The sequence below is a fragment of the Nocardioides humi genome (assembly GCF_006494775.1).
Classification (GTDB): Bacteria; Actinomycetota; Actinomycetes; order Propionibacteriales; family Nocardioidaceae; genus Nocardioides; species Nocardioides humi.
The window spans coordinates 2,109,425-2,127,396 of the sequence record NZ_CP041146.1; the positions used below are offsets into that span (position 1 = coordinate 2,109,425).

The 17,972-nt window shown below is 75.2% G+C and carries 19 protein-coding genes and 1 pseudogene; 6 read left to right on the forward strand and 14 right to left on the reverse strand.

The annotated features are described in order from the left end of the window. Nucleotides 1-22: 22 nt before the first annotated feature. A complete protein-coding gene (locus FIV44_RS10430; RefSeq protein ID WP_141004382.1) occupies nt 23-895 on the reverse strand; it encodes a LysR substrate-binding domain-containing protein in 873 nt (290 codons plus the stop codon). A 74-nt stretch (nt 896-969) separates the two neighbouring features. On the opposite strand from FIV44_RS10430, the gene FIV44_RS10435 reads away from it, so the two are divergent. After that, nucleotides 970-1,872 (forward strand): EamA family transporter, encoded by a 903-nt coding sequence (locus FIV44_RS10435; RefSeq protein WP_141004383.1) that lies wholly within the window; start codon nt 970-972, stop codon nt 1,870-1,872. Here FIV44_RS10435 and FIV44_RS10440 read toward each other — a convergent pair whose 3' ends face one another. Further along, nucleotides 1,873-2,535 (reverse strand): FadR/GntR family transcriptional regulator, encoded by a 663-nt coding sequence (locus FIV44_RS10440; RefSeq protein ID WP_141004384.1) that lies wholly within the window; start codon nt 2,533-2,535, stop codon nt 1,873-1,875. A gap of 50 nt (nt 2,536-2,585) precedes the next feature. Between FIV44_RS10440 and FIV44_RS10445 the strand changes: the two genes are divergently transcribed. Continuing rightward, the gene (locus tag FIV44_RS10445) at nt 2,586-3,815 is read left to right on the forward strand and encodes a CynX/NimT family MFS transporter (protein WP_181411102.1); all 1,230 of its coding nucleotides are present in this window, start codon (nt 2,586-2,588) and stop codon (nt 3,813-3,815) included. On the opposite strand, the gene FIV44_RS10450 is transcribed toward FIV44_RS10445, so the two are convergent. Then, a complete protein-coding gene (locus FIV44_RS10450) occupies nt 3,769-4,830 on the reverse strand; it encodes an aminotransferase-like domain-containing protein (RefSeq protein WP_246086909.1) in 1,062 nt (353 codons plus the stop codon). The two genes, FIV44_RS10445 and FIV44_RS10450, sit on opposite strands and share 47 nt — an antisense overlap. A 140-nt stretch (nt 4,831-4,970) precedes the next feature. Next, nucleotides 4,971-5,204 (reverse strand): annotated as a pseudogene (locus FIV44_RS32060) (hypothetical protein); the annotation flags it as partial. Here FIV44_RS32060 and FIV44_RS10455 point away from each other — a divergent pair. Then, nucleotides 5,203-5,928, forward strand: coding sequence for a pyridoxamine 5'-phosphate oxidase family protein (locus FIV44_RS10455; protein WP_141004386.1), 726 nt, complete (start codon nt 5,203-5,205; stop codon nt 5,926-5,928). The pseudogene FIV44_RS32060 and the gene FIV44_RS10455 sit on opposite strands and share 2 nt — an antisense overlap. Here the strand turns inward: FIV44_RS10455 and FIV44_RS10460 are convergent. Then, complete coding sequence (locus FIV44_RS10460; protein ID WP_141004387.1) at nt 5,834-6,502, reverse strand: response regulator; 669 nt, start codon at nt 6,500-6,502, stop codon at nt 5,834-5,836. The genes FIV44_RS10455 and FIV44_RS10460 overlap by 95 nt on opposite strands. Beyond that, nucleotides 6,499-7,596 carry a sensor histidine kinase gene (locus tag FIV44_RS10465; RefSeq protein ID WP_141004388.1) on the reverse strand — a complete coding sequence of 366 codons (1,098 nt, stop codon included), beginning with the start codon at nt 7,594-7,596 and terminating at the stop codon, nt 6,499-6,501. The genes FIV44_RS10460 and FIV44_RS10465 overlap by 4 nt, the downstream gene beginning before the upstream one ends. Nucleotides 7,597-7,728: 132 nt before the next feature. Between FIV44_RS10465 and FIV44_RS10470 the strand changes: the two genes are divergently transcribed. From FIV44_RS10470 to serC, 3 genes are all read left to right on the forward strand, one after another. Next, nucleotides 7,729-8,610, forward strand: coding sequence for an ABC transporter ATP-binding protein (locus tag FIV44_RS10470; RefSeq protein ID WP_141004389.1), 882 nt, complete (start codon nt 7,729-7,731; stop codon nt 8,608-8,610). A gap of 4 nt (nt 8,611-8,614) precedes the next feature. Continuing rightward, nucleotides 8,615-9,475 carry an ABC transporter permease gene (locus tag FIV44_RS10475; RefSeq protein ID WP_141004390.1) on the forward strand — a complete coding sequence of 287 codons (861 nt, stop codon included), beginning with the start codon at nt 8,615-8,617 and terminating at the stop codon, nt 9,473-9,475. Nucleotides 9,476-9,613: 138 nt separating this feature from the next. Continuing rightward, nucleotides 9,614-10,732: a phosphoserine transaminase gene (gene serC / locus FIV44_RS10480; RefSeq protein WP_141004391.1), complete on the forward strand. Its 1,119-nt coding sequence runs from the start codon at nt 9,614-9,616 to the stop codon at nt 10,730-10,732. 6 nt (nt 10,733-10,738) lie between these two features. Here serC and FIV44_RS10485 read toward each other — a convergent pair whose 3' ends face one another. The 8 genes from FIV44_RS10485 to FIV44_RS10520 all read right to left on the reverse strand — a co-directional run bounded on the left by FIV44_RS10485 (nt 10,739) and on the right by FIV44_RS10520 (nt 17,865). Beyond that, nucleotides 10,739-11,194, reverse strand: a complete 456-nt coding sequence (locus FIV44_RS10485) for a Uma2 family endonuclease (protein ID WP_342778890.1) — start codon at nt 11,192-11,194, stop codon at nt 10,739-10,741. 11 nt (nt 11,195-11,205) lie between these two features. Next, the gene (locus tag FIV44_RS10490) at nt 11,206-12,390 is read right to left on the reverse strand and encodes a hypothetical protein (RefSeq protein ID WP_141004393.1); all 1,185 of its coding nucleotides are present in this window, start codon (nt 12,388-12,390) and stop codon (nt 11,206-11,208) included. Continuing rightward, entirely contained in the window at nt 12,383-13,414 is a 1,032-nt protein-coding gene (locus FIV44_RS10495; RefSeq protein ID WP_141004394.1) for a hypothetical protein, read from the reverse strand. Before FIV44_RS10495 ends, FIV44_RS10490 begins: the two co-directional genes overlap by 8 nt. A 280-nt stretch (nt 13,415-13,694) precedes the next feature. Next, nucleotides 13,695-13,970: a hypothetical protein gene (locus tag FIV44_RS10500; RefSeq protein ID WP_141004395.1), complete on the reverse strand. Its 276-nt coding sequence runs from the start codon at nt 13,968-13,970 to the stop codon at nt 13,695-13,697. Nucleotides 13,971-14,093: 123 nt separating this feature from the next. Then, a complete protein-coding gene (locus FIV44_RS10505) occupies nt 14,094-14,585 on the reverse strand; it encodes a macro domain-containing protein (protein ID WP_141004396.1) in 492 nt (163 codons plus the stop codon). Nucleotides 14,586-14,668: 83 nt separating this feature from the next. Beyond that, a complete protein-coding gene (locus tag FIV44_RS10510; protein WP_246086910.1) occupies nt 14,669-15,514 on the reverse strand; it encodes a DNA topoisomerase IB in 846 nt (281 codons plus the stop codon). Between the two features lie 159 nt (nt 15,515-15,673). Further along, complete coding sequence (locus FIV44_RS10515) at nt 15,674-16,666, reverse strand: esterase-like activity of phytase family protein (RefSeq protein ID WP_141004397.1); 993 nt, start codon at nt 16,664-16,666, stop codon at nt 15,674-15,676. Then, entirely contained in the window at nt 16,663-17,865 is a 1,203-nt protein-coding gene (locus tag FIV44_RS10520) for a class I SAM-dependent methyltransferase (RefSeq protein WP_141004398.1), read from the reverse strand. Before FIV44_RS10520 ends, FIV44_RS10515 begins: the two co-directional genes overlap by 4 nt. Nucleotides 17,866-17,972: the final 107 nt, after the last annotated feature.

Consider the following 17,972-nt stretch of genomic DNA (forward strand, 5'->3'; position numbering starts at 1 on the left):
GCCAGCGCCGAGCCAGCGCCGCTCAGAGCGCGATGCCGAGCTGCTCCAGCAGGGCGGCGGCGGCCGGGGAGGGGCCGAACCTGCTCCACACGACGTGCTCGGTGCGGACCGGCGCCCGGGTGACGGGGACGTCGACCAGCCCGGGCAGCTGGTCGACGAAAGCCGAGGCGAGCAGGGCGACGGCCAGCCCGGCGCGCAGGATCCGCCCCATCAGCAGCATGTCGGTGGTCTCGAAGCTCACCTCGCGGCGGAGCCCGGCGTCCGCGAAGGCGCCGTCGGCCTGGAGCCGCCCGGTGGTCCCGGCGGGGAAGTCGACGAAGGTCTCCCCGGCGAGCCGCTCGAGGGTCAGCCGGGAGCGCCCGGCGAGCGGGTGACCGGGCGCCATCACGGCACGGTGGTGGTCGCGGGACAGCCTGCGGCCCGCGACGCCGTCGACCTCCCACCCCTCCGGCAGGCCGAGGAAGGCGAGGTCCAGCACCCCGTCGGCAACCTGCTGCACGTGGGTGTCGCTGTTGCCGCTGGTGAGCCGGACCTGCACCTGCGGGTACCGCTCGCGGAAGGTCCGCAGCGCCTCCGGTACGTCGACCGCGGCGACCGTCGGGATCACCCCGATCGACAGCGGTCCCCGGACCTCCCCGGTCGCGGCCGCCACCTCCGCGCGGGCCCGGTCCGCTGCGTCGAGGCACTGCCGCGCGACCGGGAGGAAGGCCTGGCCCGCCGGGCTGAGCCGGACCTGGCGACTGGTCCGGTGGAACAGCCGTACGCCGAGCTCCTGCTCCAGGCGCGCCACCTGGTGGCTCAGCGCCGACTGCACGACGAAGCAGCTCTCCGCCGCGCGGGTGAAGCTCCCGTGCTCGGCGATCGCCACGACGTACCTCATCTGCTGCAGCTCCATCCATTCATCTTGATTCACGATCAATCAGATGAAAAGCATGTGTTGGACTCATTGATCTGATCGGCGGACCCTGGATGCATGACCACCACGCTCGAGCTCCGGGCACCGGCCCGGCCACCAGCACCGCCGGCACCGCCGGCATCACCGCGTTGACCGCGCTCGCCCCGGCCGTCTGGGGCACGACCTACCTCGTCACGACCGAGCTGCTGCCGCCCGGGCACCCGCTGTTCGCGGGCCTGCTGCGCGCGCTGCCGGCCGGTCTGCTGCTCCTGCTCGTGCTGCGGCGGCTGCCGACCGGCGTGTGGTGGTGGCGGTCGCTGGCCCTCGGCGCCCTCAACATCGGCCTCTTCTTCCCGCTGCTCTTCGTGGCGGCGGAGCGGCTGCCGGGCGGTGTGGCCGCGACGGTGGGCGCGGTCCAGCCCCTGCTGGTGATCGGGCTCGCCCTGCCCCTGCTCCGCGAGCGGCCGACGGCGGCGCGGGTCGGCTGGGCCGTGGCCGGCGCCGGCGGCGTCGCCCTGGTGGTGCTCGGTCCCGACGCACGCCTCGACCCGGTCGGCCTCCTCGCCGGCCTCGGCGGTGCCCTGTCGATGGCGGCGGGCGTGGTGCTCACCCGGCGCTGGGGGCGACCGGAGGGCGTGGGCTCCGGCGTGCTGGTGAGCTGGCTCCTCACGGCCGGCGGGGTCGTGCTGCTGCCCACGACCTTCCTCGTCGAGGGCGCGCCACCGGCGATCGACGGCGCCGCGGCCGGCGGCTACCTGTGGCTCGGCGCGGTCGGCGGGCTGGCGGCGTACCTGCTGTGGTTCCGCGGCCTGGGCTCGCTGCCGGTCGTCGCCACGGCGCTGCTCGGCCTGCTCTCCCCGGTCGTGGCCGCCGGGCTCGGCTGGCTGCTCCTCGGCCAGGCCCTGGGCCCCGTGCAGCTGGCCGGCTTCGGGCTCGCCCTCGCCGCCATCCTCGGCGGCCAGCTCGCCCGGCGCTGATCAGGTCACGACGTGGTCGAGCAGCTCCGCGGCGGCCGCGGCCGCGGCCACGGGGTCGCCGGCGCGGACCGCCGCCAGCACCGCGTCGTGCTCCGCGGCGAGCACGTCGGCGAGCACGTCGGCGGCGCCGTCGATGCTGGCGCGCAGGGTCTCGACCAGGCCGTCGTACAGCTCGACGAGCAGCGGGTTGTGGGCCGCCGCCACGACGGCGCAGTGGAAGTCGACGTCGACGTCCACGAAGGCGGGGCCGTCCCCGTCCCGGATCGCCGCGTGACGGCGGGCCATGATCGCGTCGAGGGCGGCCAGATCGTCGTCGGTACGACGCTCCGCGGCCAGCGCCGCGGCCCGGACCTCGATCGCGTGGCGCACCTCCAGCAGGTGGATGACGTCGACCCGGTCGAGCTGCTTGCGCATCAGCGCCTGCATCTCGGTGGTGGCGGCGACGTAGGTGCCGTCGCCGCGGCGGACCTGCAGCAGGCCGAGGTGGGCGAGCGCCCGGACCGCCTCGCGCACGGTGTTGCGGCTGACGCCCAGCTCGGCGGCGAGGGCGGGCTCGGGCGGGATCCGGGTGCCGACCTCCCACTCACCGCTGTCCAGCAGTGCGCGCATGCCGGCGATGGCCTGGTCGACCAGCGAGGCGGGCGTGGCGGGGGCGAGCGGCATGAGGAGGTTCCATTCGTCCAATGATCGGATGTCTGTCTATCCTAGGCGGCATGGCCACCTCCGTCCATGATGCCGTCGCACCCGGCGCCGCAGCACCCGCGCGTGCCCGTGGCGGCCTCGGGCTGACCGTCGCGGTCCTGCTGGTCGCCTTCAACCTGCGCCTGGCCATCACCTCCCTCGGCGCCCTGCTCGACCACCTCGGCGACCTCGGCGTCTCCGCCGCCACCCAGGGGCTGCTCACCTCGCTGCCCGTGCTCTGCTTCGCCGTCGTGGGCGCCACCGCGATGGCGCTGACCCGGCTGGTCGGGGTCGACCGCGGCCTGGAGGCGGCGCTCGGGCTGCTCGCGCTCGGCCTCGTGCTGCGCGTCCTCGACGGGACCCCGGCGCTCATCGCCGGCACCGCCGTCGCCTGCGCCGGCATCGCGCTCGCCAATGTGCTGATCCCCGCGATCGTCAAGGAGCACTTCCCCGAGCGGATCGGCATGATGACCGGCGCCTACACCGCCGTGCTCTCCCTCGGCTCGGCGGCGGGCGCGGCCGTGACGGTGCCGATCGCCGACGCGGGCGGCAGCTGGCGGGTGGGGCTCGGCGCCTGGGCGCTGGTCGCCGTCGCCGCGGCGCTCGCCTGGGCGCCGTACTGCCGCCGGCGCGACCCGCAGCGCTCCCGCCCGCGCGGCGCGTCGCTGTGGCGCAGCCCCACCGCGTGGGCGGTGACGCTCCTCTTCGGCACCCAGTCCCTGTACGCCTACGTGATGATGAGCTGGCTCCCGAGCCTGTACGCCGACGCGGGGTTCAGCGACGCGGCGGCCGGCCTGCTGCTGGCGGTGAGCATCGCCATCGGCGTCCCGTTCTTCTTCCTCGCGCCGAGCCTGGCCGGCCGGCTGCGCCACCAGGGGCACCTGGTCCTCGCCCTCACCCTCGTCACCGCCGGCGGCTGGGCGGGCCTGTGGCTCGCGCCGGCCGGCGGCGCCTGGCTGTGGGCCGCCCTGCTCGGCGCCGGCGGCGCGGTCTTCCCGGTCACCCTGTCGTTCTTCGCGCTGCGCACGACCTCGACCGCCGACACCGCCTCGCTCTCGACGATGGCCCAGAGCGTCGGCTACCTCCTCGCCGCCGGCGGGCCGTTCCTCGTCGGCGTGCTCCACGACGCCAGCGGCAGCTGGGCCCTCCCCTGCGCCCTGCTCGTCGGGCTCGGCGTCGTCCAGGCCAGCGCCGGGTACGTCGCGGGCCGCCCGGTCAGGATCGGCGCGGACTCGGACTCCGGCGCGGGCGCGGCGCGCTGAGCGCCGCCGCCAGCACGTCCAGCGCCCGGTCCAGCTCGGCGTCGGTGGGGCCGCCGAAGCCGACGACCAGGCCGCTGAGCCGGGCCGTGCGGCAGTAGTCGCGCAGCAGGTTGACCCGGAACCCCGCCGCCTCGGCCGCGGCGCGCACCCGGACCGCACGGGCGTGGGGCAGCAGCCAGGTGGAGTACATGCCGGCGACCGGGCCGGCCAGCTCGGCGTACGGCTCGAGGGCGGCGACGACCCGCGGCGCCCGCTCGGCGTAGACCCGACGCGCCGAGCGGACCACCGCGTCGACGTACCCGTCGCGGAGCAGAGTCACCAGCGCCCGCTGCACCGGCCACGCCGGCGCGTCGTGGGTCAGCTCGCGGTGGGCGTCGTAGGCGTCGAGGAGGCGGTCGGGCAGCACCGCCCAGCCCAGCCGCAGGGACGGCAGGATCGCCTTGGACGCGGTGCCGAGGTAGGCGACCCGGCCGCGGTCGAGCGAGGCGAGCGCGGGCACCGGCGCGACGTCGTAGCGGAACTCGGAGTCGTAGTCGTCCTCGACCACCAGCGCCCCGTCGCGGCGCGCGGTCTCCAGCAGGGTGAGCCGGTCGGCGGCGGGCAGCACCCGGCCGAGCGGGTGCTGGTGCGCCGGGGTGACGTACGCCGCCGCGCAGCCGCCGAGGTCGGTGACCGGGTCCAGCGCGGGCAGGTCGCGCACGTCCCGGCCCGACTCCCGGATGGTCGCGACCGCGGCCCGGTAGCCGGGGTCCTCGACCGCGACCGGCTCGCGCGGCAGCACGGCCAGCAGGTGCCGCAGCCCGGCGCCGGTGCCGCCGGTGACCCGCACCTCGTCGGGCCCGACGGCCAGTCCGCGGGTGCGGCCGAGCCGCTCGGCGAGCAGCGCCCGCAGGTCGGGCAGGCCGCGCGGGTCGTCGTACCCGCGCGGCGGCGTGGCCGTCGACACCTCGCGCCAGGCCCGGCGCCAGACCGCGGCATGCCGCGGGTCGATCCAGGGCGTGCCCGCGTCGAGCATGACCAGGTCCCGCTCCTCGACCGGCGTACGCCGCCGGGCCGGCGTCGCGCGATGGCCGGCCGTGCCGCCGGCGACCCAGGTCCCGCGCCCTGCCGCGCCTCGAGCCAGCCTTCGGCCAGCAGCTGGTCGAAGGCCTGCTCGACCACCGACCGCGAGACGCCGAGGTCGGCCGCGAGGCGGCGGGTCGCCGGCATCCGGTCGGCGCGGGCCAGGGCGCCGTCGAGGACGAGCCGGCGGACCTGGTCGGCGAGCTGGGTCCCGAGCGGGCGCGGGTCGGCGCGGTCGAGACGGACCGGAAGCATCTGATTGGCCTGTCGAAGTCGTTGGGAACTGGCCCGTGCGTGCAGGCCACTTGTCGCCCACGATGGTGCCATGAACGTCGCCCTGGAGCCCACCGACCGCACCCGGATCCGCCGCGGCAGGAATCGGGCGGTGCCGGACCGCGCCGCGCTGCTCGCCCTCCTCGCGGACGGCCTGGTCGCCCACCTCGGCGTCACGGTCGGCGACCACCCGGTCGTGCTGCCGACCGCCTACGCGGTCGACCCGGGCGGCCCCGACGAGGGCGGCACGCTCTACGTCCACGGCTCCGTGGCGGCCACCTGGCTGCGCTCCTCCGAAGGCGCGACCGTGTGCGTCACCGTCACCGAGCTGGACGGCCTGGTCGCCGGCCGCTCCGCCTTCCATCACTCGATGAACTACCGCTCCGCCGTCGTCATCGGCCGCGCGCGCCTCGTCGACGACGCCGACGAGCACCGGCACGCCCTCGACCTGATCGTCGACCACATGATCCCGGGCCGCGCCGCCACCCTGCGCCCCAGCAGCCGCAAGGAGCTGGCGGCGACCGCCGTGCTCGCCGTACCGCTCCACGAGGCGTCGATGAAGGCTCGTGCCGGCGGTCCGGTCGACGAGCCGGAGGACGTGGTGGCGGGCGTGTGGGGCGGCCACCTGCCGGTGTGCCGGGTCGTCGACGACGCCGTCCCGGCGAGCGACAACCTGCCCGGGCTCAGCGTTCCTGCGGACGTCGCAGCCCGGACTCGATGGCGAACACCACCAACTGCGCGCGGTCCCGCGCCTGCAGCTTCACCATCGCCCGGCTGACGTGGGTGCGGACGGTGTCCGGGCTGACGACCAGCTCGGCCGCGATCTCCGCGTTGGAGCGCCCGGTCGCCACCCAGCCGAGGATCTCGCTCTCCCGCTCGGTGAGGTCGCCGAGCCGCGGGTGCGGGCGCTCGGGGCGGCTGGCGCCGAAGTGGTCGATCACGGTGCGGGTGACGGAGGGGGCGAGCAGGGAGCCGCCGTCGGCGACGACCCGGACCGCGTCGAGGATCGCCGTCGGCTCGGCGTCCTTGAGCAGGAACCCGCTGGCGCCGTTGCGGAGCGCCTCGAAGACGTACTCGTCGAGCTCGAAGGTCGTCAGCATCACCACCTTCACCCCGGCCAGCGCGGGGTCCGCGGCGACCGCGGCGAGCATGCCGAGGCCGTCGAGGACGGGCATCCGGATGTCGCAGAGCACCACGTCGGGCGTCGTACGACGCAGCAGCGCCAGCCCCTCGCGCCCGTCTCCCGCCTCGCCGGCGAGCTCGAGGTCCGGCTCGGCGGCGACCAGGGTGGCCAGGCCCATCCGGACCAGCGGCTGGTCGTCGACGAGCGCGACCCGGATGGGGGTGCTCATCGGGGCAACACCGCCGTGACCTCGAACCCGCCGTGGTCCAGCGGGCCGGCCCGGAAGGTGCCGCCGAGCGCCTCGACCCGGGAGCGCATGCCGCCGATGCCCATGCCCTCATCCTGCACCGCGCCGCCGCGCCCGTCGTCGGAGACCCGCAGCGCGACCGTGTCGGAGCCGCGCTCCCACGCGATGGTGGCGGTGCCGGCCGCCGCGTGCCGGAGCACGTTGGTCAGCGCCTCCTGCAGCACGGCGTACGCCGCCTCGCCGACCTGCGGCGTGAGCTCGCCGGGCTCGCCGATCACCTCCAGCCGCAGCCCGGCCGAGCGCACCCGCTCCACCAGCGCCGGGATCGCCTCGACACCCGAGGCGGGGCGGCGCGGGGCGGGCTCGCCGGCGATCGTCGCCAGCTCGGCGCGCAGCGCGTCGAGCGCCTCGCGGCTGGTCGTGCGGATCGCCTCGAGGCTGGTCCGCGCGGCGCCCGGGTCCCGGTCCAGGACGTGCAGCGCGACGCCGGCTTGCATGGCGATCACGGCCAGGCCGTGGCCGACGCCGTCGTGCAGGTCCTGCGCCATCCGCAGCTGCTCCTCGGTGGCGGCCCGTGCGGTGCGGTCCACCCACGCGGCCCTGCCCTGGCGCAGCACGGTGCCGATCGCGATCGCCGACGACACCAGCGCGCCGATGCCGACCGACTGCCAGGCGCCGACGGCGAGGTCGTCCCAGCGCAGGCCGCGGACGAGCAGGCCCGCCCAGAGCAGCACCGCGGCCACCGCCAGCAGCGGGAGCCAGGAGCGGAACGGCCGCCGGGTGGCGAGCACGAAGGACGCCACGATGAGCGCGAAGAAGATCGGTCCGTTCTCGCCGCCGAGGGCGAAGTAGCCGCCGCTCAGCGCGCCGGTCGCGACCAGCATCGGCGGCCACCGGTCGAGGGTGAGCAGCGAGACCGCGGCGAGCGCGGCCAGCACCACGGCGGGCACCCGCTCGAAGAAGCCGGCGTCGTACTGCCCGTCGTGGCCGAGGGTCACCGCCACCGATCCGGCGGTGATGATCACGGCGACCGGGATCAGCCACCAGCGCTTGGCCAGCCACATGTTCGTGTCCATGGCCCCGAACCTAGGCGAGCCCGAGCCGGGCGGCGTACGACGGCGGGAGCCTCGTGCGTACGCAGTCCTGCGTACGCCGGAGCCGCGTCCCGGCGGACGCGTCCGGGGCCTGGCGCGACGAGGGTGGGCGCCATGAACGCACAGGCAACCACGGTGGCCTCCACCGAGAGCCTCACCAAGGTGTACGGCGACCGCGTCGCCGTGGACCAGGTGAGCATGACCGTCCGTCGTGGCGAGGTGTACGGCTTCCTGGGACCGAACGGCGCCGGGAAGACCACCACGCTGCGCATGCTGCTGGGCCTGATCCGGCCGACGTCCGGTACGGCGAGCGCGATCTCGCCCGTCGGCGCGCTGATCGAGGGTCCCGGCTTCTTCCCCTATCTCTCCGGCCGCGCGAACCTGCGCACCCTGGCCCGGTACCGCGGCTTCGCCGACGCCGAGGTCGAGCGGGTGCTGGAGCGGGTCGACCTCGCCGACCGCGGCGACGACAGGTTCAAGGGCTACTCGCTCGGCATGAAGCAGCGCCTCGGCGTCGCGGCCGCCCTGATGGGCGACCCGGACCTGATCGTCCTCGACGAGCCGACCAACGGCCTCGACCCCGCCGGCATGGCCGACATGCGGGCGCTCGTGGTCGACCTGGCCCGGGGCGGGCAGACCGTGCTGCTCTCCAGCCATCTGCTCGCCGAGGTGCAGGAGATCTGCGACCGGGTCGGCATCATCCACCAGGGCCGGCTGCTCCGCGAGGGGGGCGTCGCGGAACTGCGGGGCGGCGTCTCGATCCGGCTGCGGGCGACCCCCGAGGCCGACGCCCTGGCCGTCGCGATGCGGCTGGCCGGCGACGACGGCGTCCGTCGTACCGACGACGGCGCCCTGCTGCTCACCCTGCCGCCGGACGACGCCCCGCGGGTCGCCCGCGAACTGGTCGGCGCCGGCGTCGACGTCCACGAGATCACCGCTGCCGAGCGCAGCCTCGAGGAGGTCTTCTTCGAGATGACCTCCGCCCGAAGGAGATGACGTCATGAGCACCCTGACCGCGACCACCCGCAGCACGCGCGCCGAGCTGATGCGGCTGCGCGCCTGGCCGGCCGTGTGGATCACGCTCGGCGCGTGGCTGCTGCTGAGCCTGATGTTCGGCTACCTGTTCACCTACCTCTCCTACACCAGCGGCACCCCGACCTTCGCCGACGAGGGCACCACGCAGGCCCAGCAGCTCGCGCAGCTGATGCCCGCCGCCGTGCCGGACGTGTTCCTCCAGGGCATGCCGATGTTCGGCGGCGCGCTGATGATGGTGCTCGGCGCCCTGGTCGCCGGGAACGGCTACGGCTGGGGCACCTGGAAGACGGTGTTCTCCCAGGGCGTGCGTCGTACGCCGGCCGTGGTCGGCTCCGCCGCCGCGCTGACCGTCTTCGTCCTCGCCACCCTGGTCGTCACCCTCGCCTTCGACATGGGGGTCTCGCTGGTCATCACGGCGACCGAGGGCCAGGACGTCGTGATGCCGTCGCTCGGATCGGTCGCCGAGGCGTTCGGCGCCGGCTTCCTGGTGCTGGAGATGTGGGCGGTGCTCGGCTTCGCCCTCGGCACGATCGCCCGCGGCCCGGCCCTCTCGGTCGGCCTCGGCCTGGTCTGGGCCCTCGTCGTCGAGAACCTGCTCCGCGGCGTCGGCCAGCTGCTCGGCTGGGTGGAGTCGCTCACCGAGGTGCTGCCCGGCACCTCCGCCGGCTCGCTGATCGGCTCGATCGTCGGCACCGGCGACGGCGACGGCACTCCCGGCGTCCTCGACACCGTCCCCGGCGACCGGGCGGCCCTCACCGTCGCGGTGTACGTCGTGCTCGCGGTGGTCGTCAGCGTCGTGCTGGTCCGGCGGCGCGACGTGGCCTGATCCGGCGGCGACCGGGCCGGACGGGTCTCCCCTGGCGAAATGGATGGAACACGGCCGTGACCGGCCTGTCACAATGGGCTCATCTCTGACAGCGTCGTCAGCCGCCCCTCACTCGCCCACGATGCGAAGGTTGACCACGTGACCGACATCCAGATCCCTGCAGAGCTCAAGCCCGCCGACGGCCGCTTCGGCGCGGGCCCGTCGAAGATCCAGACCAGCCACCTCGACGCGCTGGCCGCGACCGGCGACACCCTGATGGGCACGTCGCACCGGCAGGCGCCGGTGAAGAACACGGTGGGCCGGGTCCGGGAGGGACTCGCGGCGCTGTTCGAGCTGCCCGACGGCTACCAGGTGGTGCTCGGCAACGGCGGCGCGACGGCGTTCTGGGACATCGCGACCCACGGCCTGATCGAGCAGAAGTCGCAGCACCTGTCCTTCGGCGAGTTCTCGAGCAAGTTCGCGAAGGCCGCGGAGCTCGCGCCGTGGCTGGACGCCCCGAGCGTCGTCAAGAGCGACCCGGGCTCGCGGCCCGAGGCGGTCGCCGAGGCCGGCGTCGACGCCTACGCCTGGGCGCACAACGAGACCTCGACCGCCGTGATGGCGCCGGTCGTGCGGCCCGAGGGCGCCGACGAGGGGGCGCTCGTGCTCGTCGACGCCACGTCGGGCGCGGGCGGCCTGCCGGTCGACCTGACCGAGGCCGACGTCTACTACTTCGCCCCGCAGAAGTGCTTCGCCTCCGACGGCGGCCTGTGGATCGCGCTCATGTCGCCGGCCGCGCTCGACCGCGCGGCCCGGATCGCGGCGAGCGAGCGGCACATCCCGGCGTTCTTCGACCTGCCGACCGCGATCGACAACTCGGCGAAGAACCAGACCTACAACACCCCCTCGGTCGCCACGCTGTTCCTCATGGCCGAGCAGCTGGACTGGATGAACAGCCAGGGCGGCCTCAAGGGCATGGTCGAGCGGACCACCGCCTCGTCGGACGCGCTCTACGGCTGGGCCGAGCGCACGTCGTACACGACGCCCTATGTCGCGGACCCGAGCCACCGCTCGCTGGTCATCGGCACCATCGACTTCGAGTCTCGGCTGGACGCCGCTGAGGTGGCGAAGGTCTTGCGCGCCAACGGCATCGTCGACACCGAGCCGTACCGCAAGCTCGGCCGCAACCAGCTCCGGATCGCGATGTACCCCGCCGTCGACCCCGCCGACGTCGAGGCGCTGACGAGGTCGATCGAGTACGTCGTCGAGCGCCTCTGATCCCTCTCAGCCGCCGAGGATCTCCCCGAGGTCCAGCTGCACGCTGCCGTGGTCGCCGACGGTGACCACGGCAGTGTCGTTGTCGGAATCGAGCAGGTGCGTCTCCTCCCAGGCGCCGTCGACCAGCCGGAGCAGCCGGAGGGTACGGCGCTCGGGGTCGAGCACCCAGTACTGCGCGATGCCGAAGGCGGCGTACTCCTCCCACTTGTCGACGAGATCGATCGACCGGGTGTCGCGGGAGAGCACCTCCGCGACGACGACCGGCACCTGGTCGGTGATCTTGCCGGAGGGACGCTCGGTCACCACCATCACGTCGGGCACCCGGACCCGCTTGGGCATCTGGACATCGTGACTCCTCGGACATGGACCACATCGGTGCTCCTTCCATGATGTACCGCGATGGTGGTGCACGGAAGGTGCCGCCTCCTCCCGGCGGCGAGACAACGTCAGGACATCGTCCACAGGCGCATTGGTCAGCTCCGACGACCGAGCCTGCTGCGGGCGCGGCGGCCGAGCGCCCGGAGCAGGTCCTGGGTCGAGGCGCCGTCGAGGACCGCCTCGGGCCGGCGGGCCTGCTCGAGGCGGGCGATCCGGGCCTCCAGCCGCTGGATCCGCTGCCGGGTGCGCGCGGCCAGCTCGTCGACGGCCAGCCGGGCGACGATGTCGGTGAACCAGCCGGCGGACTGCATCGTGACCTCGACAGGGGCGGCGACCTCGACCGGGTGGTCCCGCGGGTCCACCAGCAGGTGGGTCGGGTCGCCCACGACCGTGGCCGCCGAGGCCTCCAGCGCGGCGATGGACCTCCGCGCCTGCTCGTTGCACCGCTCGGCCGCCCAGCGCGGCACCCGCACCCGCTCCTGCCCGACCCCGCTCGGCGGCGCGTCACCCATCCGCCGGCCGACCTGGCGCATCACCCGGGTCCACAGCTCCGCGTCGGGGCCGCCGCGCCCGTGGGACAGGTTGAAGTGCCGCAGCATCTCGACCTCGGCGTACGGCGGCGACGCGTTGAGCACCGGCTGGAGCTCCAGCACGCCGTCGATCCCCAAGAGGCTCTCGAAGACACGGTGGTTGAGCATCCGGTCCGTCTTGTCGCCGCACACGAACACCAGCCGCTCCTCGCCGAACCGGCTGCCCCACTCGGCGAGGATGGTCTCCGGTGCGTAGCGGCGCATCGCCTCGTGGTGGGGGTGGCCCGGCTCCAGCACCCCCTCCAGCCAGGTCTCCAGGGGCTCGGCGCCGCCGCGGCGCAGCGCCTGCTGCCAGCTGGACGGCAGGATCTCGGCGACCGGGCGCAGGGTCACGACGACGGTGACCTCGGGCCCGAGCTGCTCGGCGATGGCGTCGATGCGGTCCGGCGTGGCCCCGCTGAAGCCCTCGCTCGAGAGCAGGACGCAACGCGCGGTGGAGGTCCGGAAGTCCTCGGCGAGCCGGTTCCAGCGGCGGCCGACGCCCGGCCGGCGGTGTCCGGGAGCGCCGGCGGCGAACCGGGCGGCGGACAGCGGGTTGGCGCCCTTGCTGACGTAGTCGACACCCGCCCGGGCCAGCTCGTCGCGGGCCGCGTGGATCGACGCCTGCAGCGCGGAGGTCCCGGTCTTGGGCAGGCCGATGTGGAGGACGCGCGACCCGGGGGGCAGCGGGCCGGGGAGGCGCTCAGCCACGACGCACCACCCTGCGCACCAGTGTGCTGACGACCTCCCGCGCGGGTACGCCGTCCGGGGCGGCGGGTGCGTCCTGCACCAGCGCCGCCCTCGACTCGAGCCCGCGGATCCGCCGCGCCGCAGGCTCGCCGAACTCCGCGACGGCCTGCCGCGCGACGACGTCGGCGACGTGCCCGGCCACGGCGACGGAGACGTGGGTGGGCACGGCCACCGCGGCGTCGTACCGCTGGGGGTCGGCGAGCAGGTGCTCCGGGTCGCCGACGACCAGCGCGTCGGACGCCGCCAGGGCCGCGACGGCCCTCCGGGTCCTCTCGTTCGACCGCTCCACGGCCCACCGGGGCAGCCGGACCCGCTCACCGCCGCTCGTGGTGGGGTGGTCCCCGAGCTCGCGTCCCGCCTTGCGCATCACCTTCTGCCAGGGCCCGGCCGAGGCGACCGCGCCGGCGGCGGCGCGGGCGAGGTTGGCGTGCCGGAGCACCTCGATCTCCGCGAAGGAGGGGGAGGCGTTGCGCACCGGCTGCAGGGTCAGCGCCCCGGGAGCGCCCAGCAGCTCGCTCGTCGCGTCGAGGTGCGCGGTCCGGTCGCGGGGATCGCCGCACAGGAAGATCACCCGGTCCTCGCCGAAGGCGCTCCCCCACACGGACAGCAGGTGGGCCGGGTCGAAGTCGCGCATCATCGCGTGCCCGGGGCCGGTGGCGGGCAGGACGTCCTCGAGCCAGGAGAGGTAGCCGTCGGTGTTGCCCTCGCGGGTGATCTGCTGCCAGATCGACGGCAGCAGGCCGGTCATCGGCCGCAGGGTGATGAGGACGTGGACGTCCGGGCCCAGCGCCGTGGCGATGTCCGCGGCGGTCTCGGCGGAGGCGGCGCAGAACCCCTCGCTGGACAGGATCGCGTGGCGGGCGGGGCTGGACCGGAAGGCGCGGGAGACCTGGTCCCAGCGCCGCTGGTACCTCGGGGGCGCCGACGCGAGCCGGCCCAGCGCGACGGAGCGGGCCAGCCCGAGGGGGTTCGCGCTCCGGCTCACGTAGTGGACGCCCTGGGCCTCGAGGCTCTCGCGCGCGGCGTGGAAGGCGGCCTGGAGGGCCGACGTACCCGTCTTGGGGGACCGATGTGGAGGAGCTTGGCCCCGTCGGGCAGCGGTGTCGGACGGTCCACCCGGCGCACGCGGGCTCCTCACTACTCGACGCTCGGTGCCGGGGCACCCTTCTCCCCTCACAGCGTCGAAAGAGCTGGATCCGTTACAGGCCGCGCCTGTCACCTCTGAGCTTGCGATTAAACCTCGGAGTCGAGCTTTAATCGCAAGCTCAGGCGTAGATGTCGACCCGGCTCGCCCCGAGCGCGACCAGCAGCTCGGTCCGGGCCGGGCCGCGCACGGCGCCCGGGGTCGCCAGGGCCGCGGCGACGGTGCGCTCGAGGTCGCGGTGCTCCTGGAAGTGCCGCAGGGCCGCGGACCGCCACTCCTCGATGTCCGGCCCCCTGCCCGGCATCGGGTCGGCCGCGCCGCGCGAGCGGGCCAGCCAGCCCGCGCAGAGGAGGGCGAGCGCCAGCAGCAGTGCTGCGGCGGTGAGCTCCAGCGGCATCGGTCGTCTCCTCTCGGCGGGTCGGTAGCGGACCAACGACCACCGGTACGACGGGTGACGACCGCGCCGCGGAATCGGGACCGGGTCCCGGGTCCCGGGTCGCGCGGTTGCGGGGATCGCGGGCTACAGGCGGCCGGCGATGAGCTCGTACGCCGACCGGCCGAACGCCACCATCCGCGCCACCTCGACCCCGGTCGGCGTCGCGCGCAGGGTCTCCAGGGCCGCGTCGACGGCGTCGTCCTTGGGCCAGCCGTAGGCGCCGGCGCTGATCAGCGGGAACGCCACCGAGCGGGCGCCGAGCTCGTCGGCGACCTCCAGCGCGCGGCGGTAGCACGAGGTCAGCAGCGACCGGTCGGTCTCGCCGCGGTGGCGGTTGGGCCCGACGACGTGGATCACCCACCGGGCCGACATCCGCCCCGCCGTGGTCCACCCGGCGTCGCCGGTGGCCAGGCCGCGCGGGAAGCGGCGCCGGCAGTCCTCCAGCACCTCCGGCCCGCCCGCCCGGTGGATGGCGCCGTCCACCCCCGCCCCTCCGCGCATCGCACGGTTGGCCGCGTTGACCACGGCCGCCACGTCCTGCGCGGTGATGTCGCCCTCGACGACCTCGATCTCCATGCCGGCCTCCTCGTCACTCGACGGTACGCCGCCCAGCGCCACCGCGCGGCGGTGAGCTCGTGCTCGGTCGCGGACCGATGGTGTCACCGACCCCCGACGAGCCGCAGCGTCGCCCGCTCGAGCGCGGCGCGGCGCGCGTCCGCGTCGTCGTACCGGCGCCGGGCGGCGGCCCGGATCGTGCGGCCCTCCTCGTAGGCGTCGACCACCCGTGGGTCGACGTACGCCGAGCGCGCGAGCGCGGGCGTGTTGCCGAGGAACTCGGCGACCTCGCGCATCGCGGCGGCGACCGCCCGCTTCCGGGCGGTCTTCGTGGCCTCCGGCCCGGGCGCCTCGGCGAGGGCCGCGGCGGCCAGCACGGTGCCGTGCCAGGTGCGGAAGTCCTTGGCGGTGGCGTCGAGCCCGCTCACGTCGCGCAGGTAGTCGTTGACGTCGGTCCCGGACACGTCGAGCAGCCGCGGGTCGGCCCGGCGGCGGCGCCGGCGCCGGTCGAGCGCGCGGACCGCGAGCTCGTCGTCGATCTCGACGTGGTGCTCGATCCCGGACTTGCCGGTGAACGCGAAGACCAGCACCTCCCCGGACCGGCGCACGTGCTGACGCTCGAGGGTGGTGAGCCCGAAGGAGCCGTACTCCTCGGCGTACACGTCGTTGCCGACGCGGAAGCAGCCGAGGTCGATCAGCCGGACCGCCAGGGCGCAGGTCGCCCGGGCGCCGAGGTCGTCGGCGTCGAGATCGGCGAGGACCGCCTCCCGGATCCGCGGCAGCCGGCGGCCCAGCCGCACCACCCGGGCGTGCTTCTCCTCCGCGCGCCGGGCGACCCAGTCCGGGTGGTAGAGGTACTGCCGGCGCCCGGCCGCGTCGATCCCGACCGCCTGCAGGTGGCCGTTGGGCCGCGGGCAGATCCACACCTCGGTCCAGGCCGGCGGGATCACCAGCGCCCGGCAGCGGGCGGCGTCCTCGGGGGCAGCGGGCGGTCGTCGGTGCCGAGATGGACGAACCCGCGCCCGGCTCGGCGCCGGGTCCAGCCCGGCTCGTCGGGTGAGGTACGACGGAGCCGGGCCACGGACGTCAGGTGCCCTGCGGGAGCGGTTTCAGTCCCGGGGACGCAGCGAGCGCAGCAGCACGACCACGATGACGACGCCGGCCACCCCGCCGATCGCCCACGGCCACAGGGACCGCTCGTCGTCGAGGTGCACGGGAGACCGGTCGTCGTCCCCCGCGGACGGCGCCGGCGACGCTGTCGGGGACGCTGTCGGGGACGCTGTCGGCGACTCGCCGGCGGGCAGCTCGTCGACGGGCAGCTCGACGCGCAGCACCTCGCTGCCCTCGCCCTCCGAGCTGATCAGCACCGTGCCGTCCTCGGCGACCGCGATCCCCTCGCCCTGCTGCTGGCGCGGGAGGTCGACCTGGGCGACCCGGTCCAGGCCGGGCCAGGTGTAGACGGCGGCCTGCCCGTAGTTGCGCAGCACCAGGCGCTCGCCGTCGGGGAGGAAGGCGCCGTCGGTGGCGACGCCGAGCACCTCGTCGACGACGCTCAGCTCGTTGGGGCCGTCGGGGTCGAGCCGCTCGGGTGCGGCGTACAGGCGGCCGATGAACTCCTTGGCGACGACGTAGAGCCGGCCGGTCGCCGGGTCGGCGAGCAGCGTCTCGGCGTCGTGCGGCCCGTCGGGGTAGACCAGGTCGTACGTCGGGGCGGTGACCTCGCGGTCGCCCCGCCCGAACGGCACCCGGGCCACCACGACGTGGTCACGGGCGGCGGCGTTGTCGCCGATGTCGCCCACCCAGACCTCGCCGTCGCCGGCGGGCGCGAGCGCCTCGATGTCGCGGGCCTGGCCCTGCCAGCGGGTGACGCCGACGGTGTCGCCGGTCGCGGGGTCGACGGTGAAGACCCGGTTGGCGTCGCCGGAGTCGTTGACCGTGACGACCAGGCCGTCACGCGCGACCAGGCCGCTGGACTCGGTGATCCGCGGGTCGGTGAAGCGGAAGACGGGCTCGCCCGGCACCGGCTCGACCGCCGCCCCGGGGGTGAGGAGGCCGATCCCGAACGGCGCCAGCAGCAGCACGACCGCGAGCAGCCGCCTCACCCGAGCAGCTCCCCCAGCCGCGGGTGGATGCCCCACGCGGCGACGAGCGCGTCGTACTCCTCGCTGTCGGCGGCGGCCCCCGTCCGCACCGCCCGCAGCAGCGTGTTGCGGGGCGTGTGCCGGCTGTCGACGAACTCCATCACGTCGACCCGGTAGCCCGCCCGCCGCAGCAGCAGCGCACGCAGCGTGTCGGTGAGCGTGTCGGCGAAGCGCTCGCGCAGGATGCCGTCGCGCACCAGGGAGGAGTACGGCGCCGGGGCGGTCGCCGTGCGCAGCTGGGCCGCGATGTCGTGGTGGCAGCAGGGCGCGGCGAGCACCAGCGGAGCCTCCCACCCGACGGCGCGGGCGAGGGCGTCGTCGGTGGCGGTGTCGCAGGCGTGCAGCGCGAGCACGACGTCCGGAGCCTGCTCGAGCTCCGCGCCGCCGATGGTGCCGGCGACGAAGCGGGCGTCGATGCCCAGGCGCTCGGCGACGGCGGCGTTGTGGTCGCGGGACTGCTCCTTGACGTCGACGCCGGTCAGCCGGACCGGCAGCCCGCGGCGCTCGCTGAGGAAGCGCTGCGCGGCGAAGGTGAGGTACCCGTTGCCGCAGCCGAGGTCGACGATCCGCAGCGGGTCCTCCTCGGTCGGCCGGCGCAGGTGGCCGCGGGCCCGGGCGTCGGCGACGGAGCGGTCCAGGACGCGCAGGAAGTCCTCGACCTGGCGGTACTTCGCCATCCGGCTCGGCTTGATCCGGCCCTGGGCGTCGGCGAGCCCGAGCGCCGCGAACACCGGGTCGTCCTCCGGCAGCAGCCGCTCCTTGGCCCGGTCGTGGCCGCGGTCGACGGCCGTCTCGGCGGCCTGCGCCGCCGGGGCCTTCGTGTGGACGGCGGCATCGCCCCTCTTGGTCACCCGCAGGCTGAGCTGCCGCTCGGTCGTCTCGACGGTCCAGTTGCCGAACGCCTCGGCCAGCAGCGCGTCGACGGCCTCCTCGGCCGGCCCGCCGCGGAGGTGGTTGGCGGTGTGGGCCTGCGTGGCGTCGTACCGGACGACCTGGAGGTGCCGTCCGGCCTTGAGGTCCACCCAGCGCAGCTCGACCCGCCGCCACGGGGGTACGGCGGCGCGCCGGCGCCCCGACGCGACCGCACGCACCAGCCGGTCGTCGGCCAGCAGGTCGGCGCGGACCCGGACCAGAGCGTCGCTGAGGGGAACCGTGCTCACTTGACCAGGGCCGCCACGATCACGATGAGCAGGAGCGCCACCAGCGCGGCCGGGATGATCAGGCGGCGGTGGCGCGGGTTCACCCGTCGATGGTAGACGGGCGGACC

What these genes read in the sequence shown, in the direction of transcription:
- FIV44_RS10465 (WP_141004388.1), bottom strand. Translation starts at nt 7,596, where the DNA reads ATGGACACGAACATGTGGCTGGCCAAGCGCTGGTGGCTGATCCCGGTC.
- FIV44_RS10450 (WP_246086909.1), bottom strand. Translation starts at nt 4,830, where the DNA reads ATGCTCGACGCGGGCACGCCCTGGATCGACCCGCGGCATGCCGCGGTC.
- FIV44_RS10440 (WP_141004384.1), bottom strand. Translation starts at nt 2,535, where the DNA reads ATGCCGCTCGCCCCCGCCACGCCCGCCTCGCTGGTCGACCAGGCCATC.
- FIV44_RS10430 (WP_141004382.1), bottom strand. Translation starts at nt 895, where the DNA reads ATGGAGCTGCAGCAGATGAGGTACGTCGTGGCGATCGCCGAGCACGGG.
- FIV44_RS10505 (WP_141004396.1), bottom strand. Translation starts at nt 14,585, where the DNA reads ATGGAGATCGAGGTCGTCGAGGGCGACATCACCGCGCAGGACGTGGCG.
- FIV44_RS10470 (WP_141004389.1), top strand. Translation starts at nt 7,729, where the DNA reads ATGAACGCACAGGCAACCACGGTGGCCTCCACCGAGAGCCTCACCAAG.
- FIV44_RS10435 (WP_141004383.1), top strand. Translation starts at nt 970, where the DNA reads ATGCATGACCACCACGCTCGAGCTCCGGGCACCGGCCCGGCCACCAGC.
- FIV44_RS10445 (WP_181411102.1), top strand. Translation starts at nt 2,586, where the DNA reads ATGGCCACCTCCGTCCATGATGCCGTCGCACCCGGCGCCGCAGCACCC.
- FIV44_RS10475 (WP_141004390.1), top strand. Translation starts at nt 8,615, where the DNA reads ATGAGCACCCTGACCGCGACCACCCGCAGCACGCGCGCCGAGCTGATG.
- FIV44_RS10455 (WP_141004386.1), top strand. Translation starts at nt 5,203, where the DNA reads ATGAACGTCGCCCTGGAGCCCACCGACCGCACCCGGATCCGCCGCGGC.
- FIV44_RS10500 (WP_141004395.1), bottom strand. Translation starts at nt 13,970, where the DNA reads ATGCCGCTGGAGCTCACCGCCGCAGCACTGCTGCTGGCGCTCGCCCTC.
- FIV44_RS10460 (WP_141004387.1), bottom strand. Translation starts at nt 6,502, where the DNA reads ATGAGCACCCCCATCCGGGTCGCGCTCGTCGACGACCAGCCGCTGGTC.